Source organism: Bacillus sp. CH_70, from assembly GCF_038007045.1.
GTDB lineage: Bacteria > Bacillota > Bacilli > Bacillales > Bacillaceae_G > Bacillus_A > Bacillus_A cereus.
The window spans coordinates 2,239,567-2,256,108 of sequence record NZ_JBBOWL010000001.1 but is presented as its reverse complement, the minus strand read 5'-3'; the positions used below and the strand labels follow the sequence as shown (position 1 = coordinate 2,256,108).

Here is a 16,542-nt window from a genome sequence, read left to right as displayed (position 1 = left end):
TATAAGACTCTCATTATATTATCAACCAAAAAATATACAACTGCATACGATTAGCACAAACAAAACTAATAAACCATTTGAGAAATAACCCATTGAAAACTACCCCTTTATTAAATTATGTAAAAGATTTTATCATAAAATGATTTACAACTTAATAACTGAAAAAGACATTGTATTCATTAGTTATATATGTTAAGTAATATTTTATTTTCGGGTATATTCTGCTTAACTTAAACCACTTCCCATTCCCTTATACTTAAGTTCTGATAACTTCAGAACAATACATAAAGAAGACCTCAACTTATTGACGTCTTCTTTTCAACTACACTAATAGCTAATTCACGTTTTTTTCGAATATATATAGACCCTTCACTAACAGAGACATATATGAAATGTATTCCCACTACATAAACATCTATAATCTGATTATCAACATCCTTATAACCTTTTAATCTCATCCTCGGTTATTCTAATAGCTCTCTTGTTCGAAAAGATATTTTTAAAAATTCCTACTCCCACAATTAATAAACCTATACCAACTAATTTATTTATTTGTAATGGAATGCTCTCCATTCCAAATAATCCAAATGTATCAATACATAACGCAACGACCAATTGAGTAATAAGACTAATTAGCACCGTATATGCTGGACCTAAACTCTTTATTGCACCCATTATACAAATAATTAACCCGATGCCAAACAGTCCACTTACATAAAACAAATAATTTGCAGTATACACTTTAATGCTAATACTGTTTTCTGTAATGATATAAAATAGAATAGAACTAATGAGACCTATTCCAAGGACACATGTAGTCGTTAACCACTGTCCTACATTTTCATTTACTTTTGCATTAAAAACAGATTGTAAGCTAATTAATATTCCTGCTAATATAGCTAAACTAAATCCAATCAAAATCTTCCTCTCCCTTTCATTGCTCATATATATTATCTTTAGCGACTTCCTTCATTCTAGAAAAATCTTTAATGACAATAACTCCATTACTTTTTTCAATTAATTTTTCATTATAAAATCTTTGTAATACCCGAATTACGTGCCTATAACTTACCCCCATAAAGTCTGCAATACTCGTTACCGAAGTCGTATCCAAATCCCCTTTGTACATATTTCCGTTACTATCTGTTGAAATTGAAAGTAAATAACTAGCTACACGTACTTCTACAGGATAAAGTAAATTAAGAGCAGTAAAACGAGTCGATATTTTTAACGTGTTCGCAATGTTTTCAAGTAAGAATTTCATAAATATAGGATCATGTAATAACTTGTTTCTAATAACCGTATTAGAAATGGAAATCGCTACAACATCTGAACAAGCTTCAACGACATTATGTGCTTTGCTATTTTGAATTAATTCAATATCACCAACAATTGCGAGTGGATTGATAAAGCGAAGGATTAGTTTCTTCCCTTCAGGTGTAATCGTATAAACTTTTACTTTACCTTTAACAACAAAATATAAACGATCCATTTCGTCATCTATATTGCAAATAAGCTCGCCTTTTTCAAAATGATTTAATTGAAAATATGCTGTATCTATTTCTGAAAAAACCTCGAGCGTTTTATTGATTTTCAAATAATGCGTAATTAAACTTGATCTATTCTCCATATTCATTTCCTCCTTTCATTTACATATTAAATACAACAATACCTATAATCATTACTATTGTTCCCACAATATGATATCTCTCCATCTGTATCTTTTTTATATGAAACAGTCCTTTCATTTCAATAACTGTTGCCGTTAACAATTGAGCAACCATTAGTGTGCCAGCTGTCAATGTAACTCCTAGTGAATATATCGCCATAGTTTCTGCACAAATAATGAATCCACCAAATGCACCCGCTACTAAATATATTTTTTTTACACTCTTTAAATCCGTTACTTTCTCTTCTTTCTTTAACAAAAATACAGTTGTTGCAATAATGAATCCAATTAAATGGGTTATAATACTCGTCGACCATATACCGATATGTGAACTAAGTTTCGCATTAAAGGTTCCTTGAAGTGTTATAAATATCCCCGCAAAAACAGCAAATAGAATACCTTTCAAAAAATCATCTCCTCATCCTTTATTTCTGACTTAATTAAAAACCATCATCCTATAATGGCAAAAGGACAAATGTCACATCACTATGAAAATAACTTGGAATGAAAAAAACACACCTCAAAAATGCGAGATGTGTTTTTATTATTTTTATATAATGTTTTATAAATAAAAATTACGCTACATTAAAAGATTTCTTTTTCATAACAAACTTTGCAAATAAGAAACGTACAAGCGGTCCCATAATAATTAATTGTAATGGATATGCTATTATGAAATTTTTAATAAAAATCGAAAAATAAATTGAAACAAATGAATCTCCTTGTAGCCCACCATGTAAATGCATCATAGCCATACCGAAAAATGACATAAAGAACACCATTCCGATTACCATAGTTGTCGCCATTGCAACGATAATATTTATTTTCTTAGATTTATCAAATGGCAACATGAATACAATTTTTTTCGCACAAGGTCCAACGATACATATTTCAATTAATAGCGCAATAATAAAGCCAATTAATAGTTCTAATGCAATCTCTTTAATATAAATTGGTCCTCCTGTTTCATTCATTAGTAAATTGTAAAACGTCATTACGATAACCATTCCAAGGCACATCATCATGCCAAATTGGAGGTTTTCTTTTCTTGTTGTTGGCAAATTTCATCATCCTCTCTCTTTGAGTCTTTGTCATTATATCGACATTGGAACCCCCTTCGTAAGTGAACATTTTGTGAACAAATTTAAAACGTTTTCATGTATTTTCTTTACTTTCAACTCAAATTCTCACTTTTACTTATAAAGGTTTTATATATTTCAATGTTGAATTACTAAATTTAACATTGCATTACATTATTACTAGGAGGATAACCATGAATGAAACAGAATTTTACGCATATCACATCGTAACAAGGAAAAGAATGCATATCGGACAAATGATTCCTTTTAAAAAAAATCAACACAATACGCTATATAACTTCTTTTTTGAAAGAGAACAATTAAATGTTAGTGGTGAAGATGGCATACAAATTTTAAATAATCACTATAAAAATGACGAATTACATATAAATAATGAAAATGCTAAAGTAGTTATGAATTATATGAATCAAACAATTAGAGCAGTTAGAGAAACAATTGTAGAAATGGTTAGACTACAAGAATTCCCTGAATACCCTTCCAGGTTATCTTGTTTATATGCTGCTAAGAGCTATGAGGATGCTTTGAAATGGAAAGCGCTATTTGATTCTTACAATCGAGAAGTTTTACAGATTGTTAAACTACGAGTAATCGGAAGTTCTTTTGAAGGTGACGGGAATCTTTTACCGAAAGAAGATGGTATTCCTTTTTCTCAAAAAATCGAACAAGCTAGAAAGTATTGGAAAGGAAATATTAGAAATGAGCTTCCTGAGCTACTGATTAATGGAGAAATTGAAGTGGTGGAAATTATTGATGACTTTTCCTCAATTCATATTTAATTTCTAACTAAATCATATAGGATGGAGATTACAATGAAAAAAAAAGTATACTTCAATCACGATGGCGGCGTAGATGATTTAATTTCATTATTTTTATTACTTCAAATGGAAAACGTTGAACTTACCGGTGTATCTGTTATCCCAGCAGACTGCTATTTAGAACCTGCAATGTCTGCAAGTCGTAAAATTATTGATCGCTTCAGCAAAGATAATATTGCAGTAGCCGCTTCAAACTCTCGCGGGCAAAACCCATTTCCGAAAGACTGGCGGATGCATGCATTTTATGTAGATGCTTTACCAATTTTAAATGAGTCTGGAAAAGTTGTAGCACCCATGGCAGCAAAGCCTGCACATCACCATTTAATAGAAACACTTCTACAAACGGAAGGAAAAACAACTTTATTATTTACCGGGCCCCTAACTGACCTTGCTCGTGCGTTATATGAAGCTCCCATAATTGAAGATAAAATTGAATGTCTCGTTTGGATGGGTGGTACATTTCTTACAGCAGGCAATGTACATGAACCAGAGCATGATGGAACAGCTGAGTGGAATTCGTTTTGGGACCCTGAAGCAGTAGCTCGTGTATGGGATGCAAAAATTAAAATCGACTTAGTGACACTAGAAAGTACAAACCAAGTTCCGTTAACTATAGACATACGTGAACAATGGGCAAAAGAACGGAAGTATATTGGTATGGATTTCCTTGGTCAATGCTATGCAATGGTTCCCCCTCTCGTTCACTTCTCAACGAACTCTACCTACTATTTATGGGATGTACTAACTACCGCGCTTGTCGGAAACACTAACCTTGCAAAAACTGAAACAATTAATAGTATCGTTCATACATACGGACCAAGCCAAGGACGTACAGAGGAAACTGCTGATGGACGACCTGTAAATGTCGTTTATGATGTAAAACGTGATGTATTCTTTAAATATATTACTGAATTAGCAAAGAAAGCTTCTACTTGAACCACTATCTATACGAAAAATAAATAGAATAAAATCACTTCAGACGATGAACCCCTATATTTAGAATTTAGTTGAAACTACATATTTAACTATTGAAAAGAGTATTGAATTAAATTTCAATACTCTTTTTGTGCAATTTAATTATATTGGATTAATGTAGTGTCTTATTGATTATTCATTTCATAACCATTGACAAAATAAGTTATTGTTTCTAACTCATCTTCATTTAATTCTCTATCTAGTTCTTGTTTATACGCTGCCTTTATCTTCTCTTCATCACCTATATGAGCTTCTGTATAAGTTCCTACTGTTTTTAACATACGAATCTCTTGTAAAAACTCCTCTCGATTTATCGCTTCCCCATGAGAGAGAATATATGTCTCAGCATCAAATTTCTCTAATTCATCTATCAATTTAAACGTTCTTTTCGTCGTATAGTTCCACTTCGAAGAAAAAATATCTGCATATATACAGTCTCCTAAAAATAATATCTTTTCTTCTTTCACGTAAATAACAACTGAATCATGTGCATGATCTCCGCCCACATGTTTTAACACGCATGTCACTTCACCAAGATCTAATTCAATTTGATTCTGGAACGTTAAGGTCGGAGGAATAATGTTAATATTTCTCGCTTTTTCTTCAAACTCTTTTTTTATGCAATCCGCACAAAATGCAATTTCAGTACCCTCTTTTACGCGTGCATCCAAAGCTTCATCTGTCCATTCATAAGAAACAAGTGTACGCATCTCATTTTTCGTTTCAGAATGTGCAATTGACAATGCATCTTGTAGTACAGGCAATCCAAAAATATGATCCCAATGCCAATGGGTTAGTGCTACGAAATCTGGATTCGATACATTTTGTTCTTTTAACATTTCTAAAAATAATTGTGCATGCTCCTCTGAATTCCCTGCATCGATCATTAAAGTTTTTTCTTGTCCAACAACCATTCCTAATATAGGTCTATCTGTTTCAGAAACAGGTGTCATATACCAAAATGAGTTTCCTATTTTTTTAATTTGTTGCATAACCAATTCCCCTTTTCATTTTCTCACTTAAATTTAATATATAAATTATAACGAATCACTACTTTTTTCTCTATAATCAAACACAATTACTTGGACTAATCTAACTTTCCTTTTCGTAAGCTAAAAATAAGGGAATAGAATCGGAGTGTGATACTATGGAACGTTTATGGATTCCAATGATTGTAACATTTTTTTCGTTCGGTGGATTACTTTTAGGAGGTGCTGTTGGCATTGCTACGCGCCAGCTAATTGAAGAAAAGATGCATCGTTTATACGCATTATGTGGCGGAATTTTACTTGGGCTTTTATCCCTTGAAATTATTCCTGAAACATTTTCAAACTACGAAATGATTGGGCCTATACTTGGTATAGCCATCGGTATTTTAGTTATGAGCTTATTAGATAACTATTGTCACCATCCAATGATACATAAAAAAGATCAACAAGCATGGCAAACCTTCCTTTTTCTCTCTTTCGCTATATTTATTCATAATATACCTAGTGGATTTGCGTTAGGTACAGCTTTTATAAATCATAATGACTCTGCCATTCCCTTTTTAATAGCAATTGTCGTTCACCATATTCCAGAAGGATTAGCTTTAATTATTCCATTTCTTTTTACAAAACATAAATATATTTCCTTTTTATTAACGACTTTATTACTTTCTCTTATTCTCGGTACTGGCACAGTTTTTGGCATTTTGATGGAAGGAAAAGCTCTTCACCTGCAAGGACTCATTATGGGAAGTGCTATTGGTTCACTTGGATATGTCACAATTCATGAAATGCTTTGGAAAGCTAAGAAACAGCTCTCTTTCCTTACATTTCTAATGTGGGCAACTAGTGGTTTTTTACTAATAACAGTGTTCACTTTATTCGCTGGTCATCATTAAAGTTGCTAAAGTAAAACTTTTGTTCCTCCCACACTGATTCTTAGATTACAAATAATCAGATAAATTTTCTTATTTGTATATTTTTCCTTTTTATCCAAAACATAATGTTATCTACCTATTATAAGGAGGAACAATTATGTTTGGGAAAACAGCCGGTGAAGCATTAGTTGATTTATTAATTGACTGGGGAGTAGAACACATATATGGTATGCCTGGAGATTCCATCAATTCTATCATTGAAGCTTTAAGAAAAAAACAAGATAAAATTAAATTCATTCAAGTTCGCCATGAAGAAGCTGGTGCATTAGCAGCGGCTGCCTATGCAAAATTAACAGGAAAACTTGGCGTTTGTATGGCAATTGCAGGACCTGGTGCTATTCATTTATTAAATGGTTTATATGATGCGAAACTCGATAAAGCCCCTGTTCTAGCAATTTCAGGTCAAGTAGAAACCGATTTACTTGGAACGGACTTTTTCCAAGAAGTAAATTTAGAAAGAATGTTTGATGATGTTGCGGTTTATAACCAGCGTATTATGTCAGCAGAGCAACTACCTGCCGTAGTGAATCAAGCAATTCGAATGGCTTATACGAAAAAAGGTGTATCCGTTCTTACAATTCCAGATGATGTCCCGAAATTCGAAGTGAAAAATGGTGCTCGTATTACAAATACTTCTTTTACTTTACCTGAGTTGTTTCCACAAAAAGAAGATTTAGATGGAGCGAAACTCGCAATAAATGAAGCGAAAAAGCCTGTGATTTTAGCTGGAAAAGGAACAAAACATGCGAGAGAATCTTTACTTGCATTGGCAGAACATATTGGTGCTCCAATCGTACTTACATTACCTGCTAAAGGAATTATTCCTGATGAGCATCCTCTTTGTATCGGTGGATTAGGATTAATCGGAACGAAACCTTCTTATGAAGCAATGAAACATGCAGATACTTTAATTATGGTTGGTACTTCTTATCCGTTCACTGGTTTCTTACCTGAAAAAGCAAAAACAATTCATATCGATACAGATCCTGCCCAAATCGGAAAACGTTATGCGACAGATATTGGTTTAGCTGGTGATGCTGATAAAACATTACGATGGTTAATTGAAAATGTTGAAAAACACACAGACCATTCTTTCTTAGAACATCATCAAGAAATGATGAAAAAGTGGGAAGAAAAATTACACGATCAAGAAGAAGACTCTTCTATTCCAATTAAACCACAACGCGTTATGCATGCTCTGCAGCAAGTAGCACATGATGACGCAATTCTATCAGTCGATGTCGGAAATGTAACAGTATGGACCGCAAGGCACTTCCGTATGACGAACCAGCAATTTGTTATTTCTAGCTGGCTCGCAACACTTGGTTGCGGTTTACCTGGTGCTCTTGCTGGAAAAATTGCATTCCCGGATAAACAAGTATTTGCAGTTTGTGGTGATGGCGGATTTGGAATGACGATGAATGACTTCGTAACAGCTGTAAAATATAAATTACCAATCGTTGTCGTCGTATTAAACAATAATAAAATTGCGATGATTAAATTCGAGCAAGAAGTTATGGGTAACATCGAATTCGAAACAGATTTAACGAACCCTGATTTTGCAAAATATGCAGAGGCGTGTGGAGGTATTGGATACCGTGTTGAGAATTTAGATGAACTCCTTCCCGCTTTCGAAAATGCAGTAAAACAAAATAAACCGTGTATTATTGATGTAGTTGTAGATGCTAACGAAGCACCAATGCCAGCAAAAATCACATTTGGTCAAGCCGCTGGTTATACGAAGCATATGATAAAAGAATTATTTGAAGAAGGTAAGATTGATTTACCTCCACTTTAAGCGAAAAAAGATAGCTGAAAACGATTTGTCTTCAGCTATCTTTCTTTACTTTTGTATCTCCCTATAAAAAGAAAAGTCATTCATAGTTGGTTGTACTTGTTTCTCTACTTGCACTTCTCTCCCTTCCCACTTTGACCTTCTCACATTTCCTAGCTTAATCGCATCTTGCATGCTATTACTAATAAGGTTTCCAGCTAAGATTGTCATACTATAAAAAGCAATCGGTATAAGTACAATCCATGTATGAGTAGTTAAGTGCCGGAAGTTTTGACCAATTAATCCTGTCCATTCTTTTGTTACACTATCTGGATCCATTCCACTGAAGGTTATTGTTCCACCAAAAAATAATTGCAACAAACCAAGGTGTAAAAGAAGTAATAAAGTACTCACAAATTGTTGTGCTACTAATAAAAGAAATGATGGTAACATATGAGGCCATATATGGCGCTTCAACCTCTGCCATTTACTCCCGCCAAGCACAGTGGCTGCCAACATAAATTCTTCTTTCTTAATACGTTTAACTTCTTGCGCTACATACAACATAACTGTTGGTACAGCAAGACATGTAAGAACTATAATTTGAAATGTCACCCGCAAATACAACGGCACAACTTCCGCTCCACTATCAAACGTTAAAACTTCATTTAACATAAAATAAGAAATCATAACCATTGGTACAATACTAAAAGGATCAAAAAAGGATGAGATAACCGGAAAAGATCGCTTACCATACATACCAAGAAGTAAACCAATCCCTCCTCCAACTATAACTCGTAAAATCGCTATAATTATACTCGCTCCAACTGTCCATTTCGCGCCTTCTATTATTAATTGGACAAGGTCACGGCCTTTCGTATCACTTCCGAACCAAAATTTACTTGATGGCGAAAATGGAGCAGCCTCTAGTTCTCCTTTTTCGTTATACATCATCGTAAGTTCACGAATATTCCCATCGAAAAATAACGTATATCCAATACTAATAATCATTAGTACACTCAGAAAAGTAACACCTATCCAAAATCTCACATCTCTTTTTACAACTTGCCACATGTTACACACGCTCCCTTATAACATTTTGTAAAAGCGTATGTAATATACGAAATAGTATAAAAAGCGGAACGTATAATATAACTAGACTCACTGTAAATATTTCTAATTTAGAATTTTCTTTTACAAATACAAACATTCCATATGTATTAAAAATCCATTCGATAATATATAAATTGGATAGCATAAATAAAATATTTGTTTTCGCATAGTAAATTGTCGTCAATAAAACATTTCTTGAAACATGATGTGTTAAAATATGCTGCAAACTTAGTCCTTTACTCTTCGCAAATATACTATAATCTTTCTCCATTTCTTCTTTAAAACGTAATAACAATAGTTTAATAAATAATAACGTTGTTGGTATTGTAAGACATATAATCGGTAACAATCGTACTCTCTCTTCTCCTAATCCAGCAAGTTTTATTGGCATAAAACCTGTTTTTTGAAAAACAATTACGACAAGAAGTTGTGATAATAAAATAAGTAATATATCCGGTATACTCTCTAGCGTAAGAAAAACTCCATTCCACATTTTTTGCTTCATATGAGAACGCTGCAATACCCAAACAACAAGTACATACGCTATAAGCAAAGATAGTAAAAAAGCTGATAGAAATACAATCATAGTTTCACTATAATGAATCCATATTTGTGGAAATAATTTCCTTGAGTCTCGAAATCCAAATGTAATTTCCCATGGTAGGAGTAACTTTCCTCCAATAAACACAATCGTGTTCCAAAAACCGATTAAATCAATTTGCAATCCCTTAAATAATCGAGGGAGCGCACCTAAACAGATTATACATAGAATTGCAGCTAATAATTGTAAACAAGTAATCCAACACCACTTAGCAGTTCGCATGAACATAACTATTACCCCTTACCATTCGATAGAATATCTAGAAACAAAAAGAGCTAAATATGTCACATCTCTTTAGCTACAACATGTACTCGCTTTTGCCCACTAGGTAAAATAGCTTGGTATAAACACGTAACAAAAAATAATAAACCAAATAAAATAATATACAAAGTATCCGCCTCAATCCATTTCGGGAATAACATAGCTATCGCTCCAAGAGATAACAATTGAAACCCTGTCGTTAATGGACTTAGTAAACTTTGAACACGCCCCATAAACGATTCTTCTACGATCTCATACATCCATCCTGATATTGCAACATTAATAAACGGTAAAAAGAATGTCGCTAAAGCGATACATACATAAAAAGACCATACGTAATTTACAAAGTAACACATACCAAAGAAGACTCCTGAGCCTGCCATACCAAAAACTATAATAGATTTTGGCGCATATTTCTTACCTATACTCGTTGCTACTATACTTCCAATTAGTAATGAAATCCCTCCAACTACACCGCCCACCATTGCTAAACTTTCATACGTTTCTGGAGCTAGTTTGTATTTTAATATGTAAGTAGTGGATACACTTAAAACACCATTTAATAATCCAAATACGATAAATCCTAAAAGTAATTTTTTTAAAGTTTCATTTTGGTATATATACCTAATCCCTTCTTTAAACTCTGTTATTAACATCTTCAAATTAACTTCTTTCCATTTTGTTCTACCATTTGGTAAACGAACTTTTTCTGGAATGGAGATTGTTTGAATTAAAATACCACTCATAATAAAAGTGAGCGTATTTACTAAAATGCTCCCGTAAATCCCAAAAGTCCAGTACACCATCGTTGCAATTCCTACACCAAACAAAGCATACAAACTATTTACCATTTGATTAATACCCGCTGCTGCACCGTATTGGTCTGATTCAACTACTCCCTGTATCATCGATTGTTCTGCTGGAGAGAAAAATTGTATACACGCATTTTCCAAAAATAAAAATATAAAGACAAGTATAATCATCCCGTAATAAAGCGAAATTAGGATTCCAATATTACAGAGCGAACAACATATGTTACTTACTGTACATATACGTTGTCTATCAAATCGATCCACTACTGTCCCTACCAATAGAAAAAAGATTAATGCAGGTAATGCAATCATAATTTGTGTCATCGTTGCGTAAACTGGTTGTTTTCCGTATTGATCTAGCAAATAAAACATTAAAGAAATTCCAGCAATCATAGAACCGAGTCGCTCTAAAATATTTGCTAGAAAAAAACGTGCATACACTTTGTTGCGAAATAACTGTAGCATTTCTTTCATACTTCGTATCCTTTCTCTCGACAAAACAGTATTATTTTAGTCATTTCTTGGAAGTTACATTATATTTTTCGACCATTATCCAATCTTTTCCTTCTTTATAAAAAACATAAAAAAAGAGCCCTTATTCTCAACACAAGGACTCTTTTCATAAACTATTTAGCTACCTCTTCTTTCGGCATTACCATACCTTTATAAAGTTGAACAGTTATCCAGTAATAAATGAAATAAATGACTAAGAAAATTCCTATTGGCACCCATACTTTTACAAACGGGTCAACTAATATAAAGCTGAATAAGTTAAGCCCAACTAAAACGTGGGAAATTCCAATAATTGCTGGGAAGATAAATAAATATGAAATTTCTTTATATATACTTTTCGTTAACATACTGCGTCTCACACCGATTTTTCGTAACATTTCATAACGTCGTACGTCACGAGAAGCACCTGTTAATATTTTGAACATAAGGGAACTTGCCATCATTGCTAAAAAGGCAATTCCGAGGAAAAATCCCATAAACATTGTTCCACTCATGAAGCTGTTCATAAACTGATAAATTGTCATTTTCGTAAATAAGTCTACCTTTTCACCTGTTGCTTTTTCAATTTGTTCTTTTTGTCTCTTGTCTATTTCGATCAATAACGGTTTATATTTTTTCATATCATCTACTTTTGCTAATGTTACAGTATGTTCAGTTCCTTGAATCCCTTTATAATGCTCTTCGTCTGCAATTCTTACTGGTTTTCCGCTAAATTGATTATGCGTAATTTGTATCTCTCTTACAACTGCGTCTTCCCAATCCTTTGGCATACGAGGGAATTTTGCTAATTCAGGAGCCTCTAAAGCTGAATATACAGGTTCAGTTAAAGGTTCAGTCACACGTTTACGAACAGGCTCTTTTAACGTTTTTGTATCAAAATGGTCTGAAACAAGTGGTGGTTTCGCAGTTAAGTCGTTACGTAAATAATAAACCGCTTCTCCATCTACTTTATATTTGTACTTGCTTTCTTCAACAATTTCCATTTCTTTTAAGGCAGCTTTGTCTTGATCATTCGGATCATGAATTACAACATCATATACACGAGAAAAGTCTGTCATAATACCTACATTTTTTTGGAACGCCATACCTGCCGTCATCGCACCTGCGCCTAATGCAATTAACATCGCTACAGTACCTAATACTCTCGATAAACTATTTACTCGAAAGCGTAGCTGTGCATATGTAAAACTATTTAAGCCCGTTTCATTTCGTTTTTTATTCCCTTTAATTTTCATCACAAAAAATGGGAGTAATGAACTAAAGATAAAATATGTTCCAAGTGTTGTAACGATGGTTGCTATAATAAAACCTAATTCAGCATATATTTTTACATTGATCATAAAATAGTACCCTGTACTTACTAGTAATACACCAAGTACTGTCATTATAATAATGCGAGTTTTACTTTTCTTCACTTCATCTAGTGTTTCATCTTCACGAATTAACTCTAGTTCAGTTTTACGTAACAATCGGACACTGTTCATTAAGCCAGTAATGAAAAATAGTATTAAAAAGAAAATAGCTGTAACTAAAATTGCTGGTGTGTATACAGATGCATAACTACCTTTTGCTGAAATTTCCATTCCATTCATTAAAAAGTTTCCTGCTACACTTGCAAGTAACATCCCTACTAAAATACCGATAATAATACTGACAATACCCATACCGAATGTTTCAATAAATAATAACTGTGCTACTTTTTTCTTTTTTGCACCAAGCATCATGTACATACCGAGTTCTTTTCTTCTTAACGTGAGTAAGAAAGAGTTGGCATATATAATATAAAATACAGTAATGAAAGATAATAGTATTGCACCTACCCAAAAGACGAGTCTAATACTACTAATTAGGCTATTATCTTTCGTAAATTCACTATTCATCGCCATTGTTTGGAACATGTAGAAAATACTAATACTAATAACGAGGCCAATAAGTAAAACCATATAATCTTTTAACATCTTTTTCATACTATGACGTGATAATTTAAATAACATAGTTTCGCCCCCTACTTAGACTCAGCAGCTGAGCCCATATGAGCGAGCACACCTAAAATGTCTTGATAGAAATTCTCTCGAGTGCCTTGACGATTTAATTCTTTATAAAGAAGACCATCTTGAATAAATAAAATACGCTCACAATAACTTGCACTAAATGCATCGTGTGTAACCATTAAAATACTTACATTATGATTTTCATGTAAATCTTGCATCGCTTCTAATAAACTTTTTGCATTTTTACTATCAAGCGCGCCTGTCGGTTCATCTGCTAATACAATTGCTGGATTATGTACTAAAGCTCTTGCCGCCGCTGTTCTTTGCTTTTGTCCTCCAGAAACAGCCGTCGGATATTTTGTTAAAATTTCAGTGATGCCTAATTTCTTCGCAACGTCATTTACCTTTCCAGTAATCTCACTTGATGGTACGCCTTGCAAAGAAAGTGGTAAAGCGATATTTTCATAAATTGATAAATTTTCTAGTAAGTTAAAATCTTGAAAGATAAAACCTAATTTTTGAGAGCGAAAATCAGATAACGCATTGCCCTTCATAGAAGTAATATTTGTACCAGCTATCGTCACACTACCACCTGTCGCTTGGTCAAGTGTACTTATCACATTAAGTAAAGTCGTTTTTCCAGAACCAGAAGGTCCCATGATCCCGACAAATTCTCCTTCTTTAATACTTAACGATACACCCCTTAATGCTTTTGACTGATTCTCATTTCTTTTCCCATACGTTTTTTCTACACTTTCTACAGTAACTACATTTGTTGACATCTCTTTCACTCCATCCCTTTTGTATAAAATCAATTTCTCACATATTTCTTATTATTTTGTCATGTAAATTCTTAAGAATTTTTTAATTATTCATCCAATAAGAGTTACACCCTTAACATGAACCTATTTCCTACTTCATATTCTCATTTTTCTACAACTCGTTCCCTCGATTTCGCTTACATTTACCTTACATTTTTGTAAGATAAAAAAGAAAACACACTAATTTCTAATAGTGTGTTTTCTTTACAATCAATATTTTCTATTCTTTATTTCTTCTTCAATACTTGCCACAAATACATCTAGCGCAACAACTTCTGACTTCTCTTCTCCATATTTACGTACATTTACAGCTCCGTTTTCCATTTCCTTATCCCCAATAACAAGAACATACGGTACTTTTTGTATTTGTGCTTCTCTTATTTTATATCCTAATTTTTCATCTCGTGCATCTTGTTCAACACGAACTCCAGCTTGTGCTAATTTAAGTGCAATCTCATTGGCATATTGTTCATGTACTGCATTTGAAACTGGAATTACTTTCACTTGAACTGGTGCCACCCATGCCGGGAACGCCCCTCCAAAGTGCTCAATTAATATTGCTAAGAAGCGATCTAATGACCCTAAAACTGCCCTGTGAATAACAACTGGTCTTTTCTTTTCATTATTTTCATCTATATAATTTAAATCAAATTTCTCTGGCATTTGGAAATCAAGCTGGATTGTTCCGCACTGGTGACTTCTATTTAAAGCATCTTTAATATGAAAATCAATTTTCGGCCCGTAAAATGCACCGTCACCTTCATTTAGTCTATATTTATAATTTAGCGATTGTAATACATTTTCTAATGCTGCTTCTGCTTGCTCCCATAATTTATCATCACCCATTGAATCTTCTGGACGAGTAGAAAGCTCTACTTCATATTCGAATCCAAAAGTTTTATATACGTAATCAATTTGCGCCATTACTGATTTAATTTCATCTTCAATTTGTTTTGGAGTTACAAATAAATGTGCATCATCTTGGCAGAAAGTACGTACTCTTAATAATCCGTTTAACGCACCACTAAATTCATGGCGATGTACTTGACCAAATTCACACATACGAATCGGTAATTCACGATAAGAATGCAATTTATTTTTAAACATAAGCATGTGCCCTGGACAGTTCATCGGTTTTAATGCAAAACTTTTATTATCTACTTCAGAGAAATACATATTATCTTTATAATGTCCCCAGTGCCCTGATTTCTCCCATACTTCTTGGTTCATCATGAACGGAGTGCGTACTTCTTGATAATTGTACTCTTTTTGAATTCCTCTTAAAAATGCTTCCAATTCGTTACGAATCATTTGTCCTTTCGGTAAATAAAACGGCATTCCCGGAGCCTCTTCAGAAAACATAAATAACTCAAGCTCATTGCCTAACTTACGATGATTTCTTTTTGCTGCTTCTTCAACGAAATGTAAATACTCTTCTAATTCTTTTTGAGAAGAGAATGCAACACCATATATGCGCTGAAGCACTTGGTTATTACTATCACCTCGCCAATATGCACCGGAAACGTGAGTTAATTGAAATGCTTTCAAATAACCTGTTGATGGTAAATGTGGCCCTCTACATAAATCTACAAATTCACCTTGTTTATATAGTGTTACACTTTCCCCACTAGGAATTGCTTCTAAAAGTTCTAATTTCAAGCAATCGTTCATTTCTTGAAACAGTTTTGCTGCTTCTTCTCGAGAAACCTCAACTCGTTCTATCTTTATATTTTCATTTATAATCTTTTTCATTTCTTTTTCGATTTTTCGTAAATCTTCTATGTTTACACTACTTGGAAGATCCATATCATAATAAAATCCATTTTCAATAACAGGCCCTACCCCAAGATTTATATCACCATACATTCTTTTTACAGCTTGCGCTAAAATATGTGCCGCAGAGTGTCTTGCAATTTCTACACCTTCATTTGAATCTATAGTAATGATTTCTACTTCCGCATTTTCTTCAATATTTCGGCGTAAATCATATAATCCATCATTCACTTTCCCCCCGACTGCTTTCTTTTTCAAACTACTACTAATAGATCCCGCAATTTCTTCTAAAGTAATTCCTTTTCCAAATTCTTTCACGCTACCATCTGGAAATTTAATTTCAATCATTTGTTCTTTCATTTTTCATCTCTCCATTTCATAATAAAAAGCACACTCATCC

The 16,542-nt window shown here is 33.4% G+C and carries 15 protein-coding genes; 4 read left to right on the top strand and 11 right to left on the bottom strand.

The annotated features are described in order from the left end of the window. Positions 1–438: 438 nt before the first annotated feature. From N2V79_RS11565 to N2V79_RS11550, 4 genes are all read right to left on the bottom strand, one after another. The gene (locus N2V79_RS11565) at positions 439–918 is read right to left on the bottom strand and encodes a DMT family transporter (RefSeq protein WP_089170957.1); all 480 of its coding nucleotides are present in this window, start codon (positions 916–918) and stop codon (positions 439–441) included. Between the two features lie 16 nt (positions 919–934). After that, positions 935–1,630: a Crp/Fnr family transcriptional regulator gene (locus tag N2V79_RS11560; RefSeq protein ID WP_340719870.1), complete on the bottom strand. Its 696-nt coding sequence runs from the start codon at positions 1,628–1,630 to the stop codon at positions 935–937. A gap of 19 nt (positions 1,631–1,649) precedes the next feature. Then, positions 1,650–2,075: a DMT family transporter gene (locus N2V79_RS11555; RefSeq protein WP_000676258.1), complete on the bottom strand. Its 426-nt coding sequence runs from the start codon at positions 2,073–2,075 to the stop codon at positions 1,650–1,652. Between the two features lie 169 nt (positions 2,076–2,244). Next, a complete protein-coding gene (locus N2V79_RS11550; protein ID WP_340719869.1) occupies positions 2,245–2,730 on the bottom strand; it encodes a DUF2798 domain-containing protein in 486 nt (161 codons plus the stop codon). Positions 2,731–2,942: 212 nt separating this feature from the next. On the opposite strand from N2V79_RS11550, the gene N2V79_RS11545 reads away from it, so the two are divergent. Beyond that, positions 2,943–3,545, top strand: a complete 603-nt coding sequence (locus N2V79_RS11545; RefSeq protein ID WP_088022123.1) for a DUF2441 domain-containing protein — start codon at positions 2,943–2,945, stop codon at positions 3,543–3,545. A 21-nt stretch (positions 3,546–3,566) separates the two neighbouring features. Next, positions 3,567–4,520: a nucleoside hydrolase gene (locus N2V79_RS11540; RefSeq protein WP_142340507.1), complete on the top strand. Its 954-nt coding sequence runs from the start codon at positions 3,567–3,569 to the stop codon at positions 4,518–4,520. 164 nt (positions 4,521–4,684) lie between these two features. Here N2V79_RS11540 and N2V79_RS11535 read toward each other — a convergent pair whose 3' ends face one another. Continuing rightward, entirely contained in the window at positions 4,685–5,551 is an 867-nt protein-coding gene (locus N2V79_RS11535) for an MBL fold metallo-hydrolase (RefSeq protein WP_340719868.1), read from the bottom strand. Positions 5,552–5,706: 155 nt separating this feature from the next. Between N2V79_RS11535 and N2V79_RS11530 the strand changes: the two genes are divergently transcribed. Further along, positions 5,707–6,444 carry a ZIP family metal transporter gene (locus N2V79_RS11530; RefSeq protein WP_340719867.1) on the top strand — a complete coding sequence of 246 codons (738 nt, stop codon included), beginning with the start codon at positions 5,707–5,709 and terminating at the stop codon, positions 6,442–6,444. A 136-nt stretch (positions 6,445–6,580) separates the two neighbouring features. Next, complete coding sequence (locus tag N2V79_RS11525) at positions 6,581–8,281, top strand: pyruvate oxidase (RefSeq protein WP_078993335.1); 1,701 nt, start codon at positions 6,581–6,583, stop codon at positions 8,279–8,281. Positions 8,282–8,326: 45 nt separating this feature from the next. Here N2V79_RS11525 and N2V79_RS11520 read toward each other — a convergent pair whose 3' ends face one another. The 6 genes from N2V79_RS11520 to thrS form a co-directional block, all read right to left on the bottom strand. Beyond that, positions 8,327–9,331 carry an ABC transporter permease subunit gene (locus N2V79_RS11520; RefSeq protein ID WP_098852857.1) on the bottom strand — a complete coding sequence of 335 codons (1,005 nt, stop codon included), beginning with the start codon at positions 9,329–9,331 and terminating at the stop codon, positions 8,327–8,329. Position 9,332: 1 nt separating this feature from the next. Next, positions 9,333–10,199, bottom strand: a complete 867-nt coding sequence (locus N2V79_RS11515) for an ABC transporter permease subunit (RefSeq protein WP_340719866.1) — start codon at positions 10,197–10,199, stop codon at positions 9,333–9,335. Between the two features lie 56 nt (positions 10,200–10,255). Then, positions 10,256–11,527: an MFS transporter gene (locus N2V79_RS11510; protein WP_254907413.1), complete on the bottom strand. Its 1,272-nt coding sequence runs from the start codon at positions 11,525–11,527 to the stop codon at positions 10,256–10,258. Positions 11,528–11,670: 143 nt separating this feature from the next. Then, on the bottom strand, positions 11,671–13,551 hold the full coding sequence (locus tag N2V79_RS11505; protein WP_043938688.1) for an FtsX-like permease family protein: 1,881 nt from the start codon (positions 13,549–13,551) through the stop codon (positions 11,671–11,673). 11 nt (positions 13,552–13,562) lie between these two features. Further along, on the bottom strand, positions 13,563–14,330 hold the full coding sequence (locus tag N2V79_RS11500) for an ABC transporter ATP-binding protein (protein ID WP_000106426.1): 768 nt from the start codon (positions 14,328–14,330) through the stop codon (positions 13,563–13,565). A 249-nt stretch (positions 14,331–14,579) separates the two neighbouring features. After that, the gene (gene thrS, locus N2V79_RS11495) at positions 14,580–16,502 is read right to left on the bottom strand and encodes a threonine--tRNA ligase (RefSeq protein WP_340719865.1); all 1,923 of its coding nucleotides are present in this window, start codon (positions 16,500–16,502) and stop codon (positions 14,580–14,582) included. Between the last annotated feature and the right edge of the window lie 40 nt (positions 16,503–16,542).

Bases quoted from the DNA above. Each gene is read 5' to 3' on its own strand.
- N2V79_RS11560 (WP_340719870.1), bottom strand. From the start codon at position 1,630: ATGGAGAATAGATCAAGTTTAATTACGCATTATTTGAAAATCAATAAA.
- N2V79_RS11545 (WP_088022123.1), top strand. From the start codon at position 2,943: ATGAATGAAACAGAATTTTACGCATATCACATCGTAACAAGGAAAAGA.
- N2V79_RS11540 (WP_142340507.1), top strand. From the start codon at position 3,567: ATGGAGATTACAATGAAAAAAAAAGTATACTTCAATCACGATGGCGGC.
- N2V79_RS11535 (WP_340719868.1), bottom strand. From the start codon at position 5,551: ATGCAACAAATTAAAAAAATAGGAAACTCATTTTGGTATATGACACCT.
- N2V79_RS11530 (WP_340719867.1), top strand. From the start codon at position 5,707: ATGGAACGTTTATGGATTCCAATGATTGTAACATTTTTTTCGTTCGGT.
- N2V79_RS11525 (WP_078993335.1), top strand. From the start codon at position 6,581: ATGTTTGGGAAAACAGCCGGTGAAGCATTAGTTGATTTATTAATTGAC.
- N2V79_RS11520 (WP_098852857.1), bottom strand. From the start codon at position 9,331: ATGTGGCAAGTTGTAAAAAGAGATGTGAGATTTTGGATAGGTGTTACT.
- N2V79_RS11515 (WP_340719866.1), bottom strand. From the start codon at position 10,199: ATGTTCATGCGAACTGCTAAGTGGTGTTGGATTACTTGTTTACAATTA.
- N2V79_RS11505 (WP_043938688.1), bottom strand. From the start codon at position 13,551: ATGTTATTTAAATTATCACGTCATAGTATGAAAAAGATGTTAAAAGAT.
- N2V79_RS11500 (WP_000106426.1), bottom strand. From the start codon at position 14,330: ATGTCAACAAATGTAGTTACTGTAGAAAGTGTAGAAAAAACGTATGGG.
- thrS (WP_340719865.1), bottom strand. From the start codon at position 16,502: ATGAAAGAACAAATGATTGAAATTAAATTTCCAGATGGTAGCGTGAAA.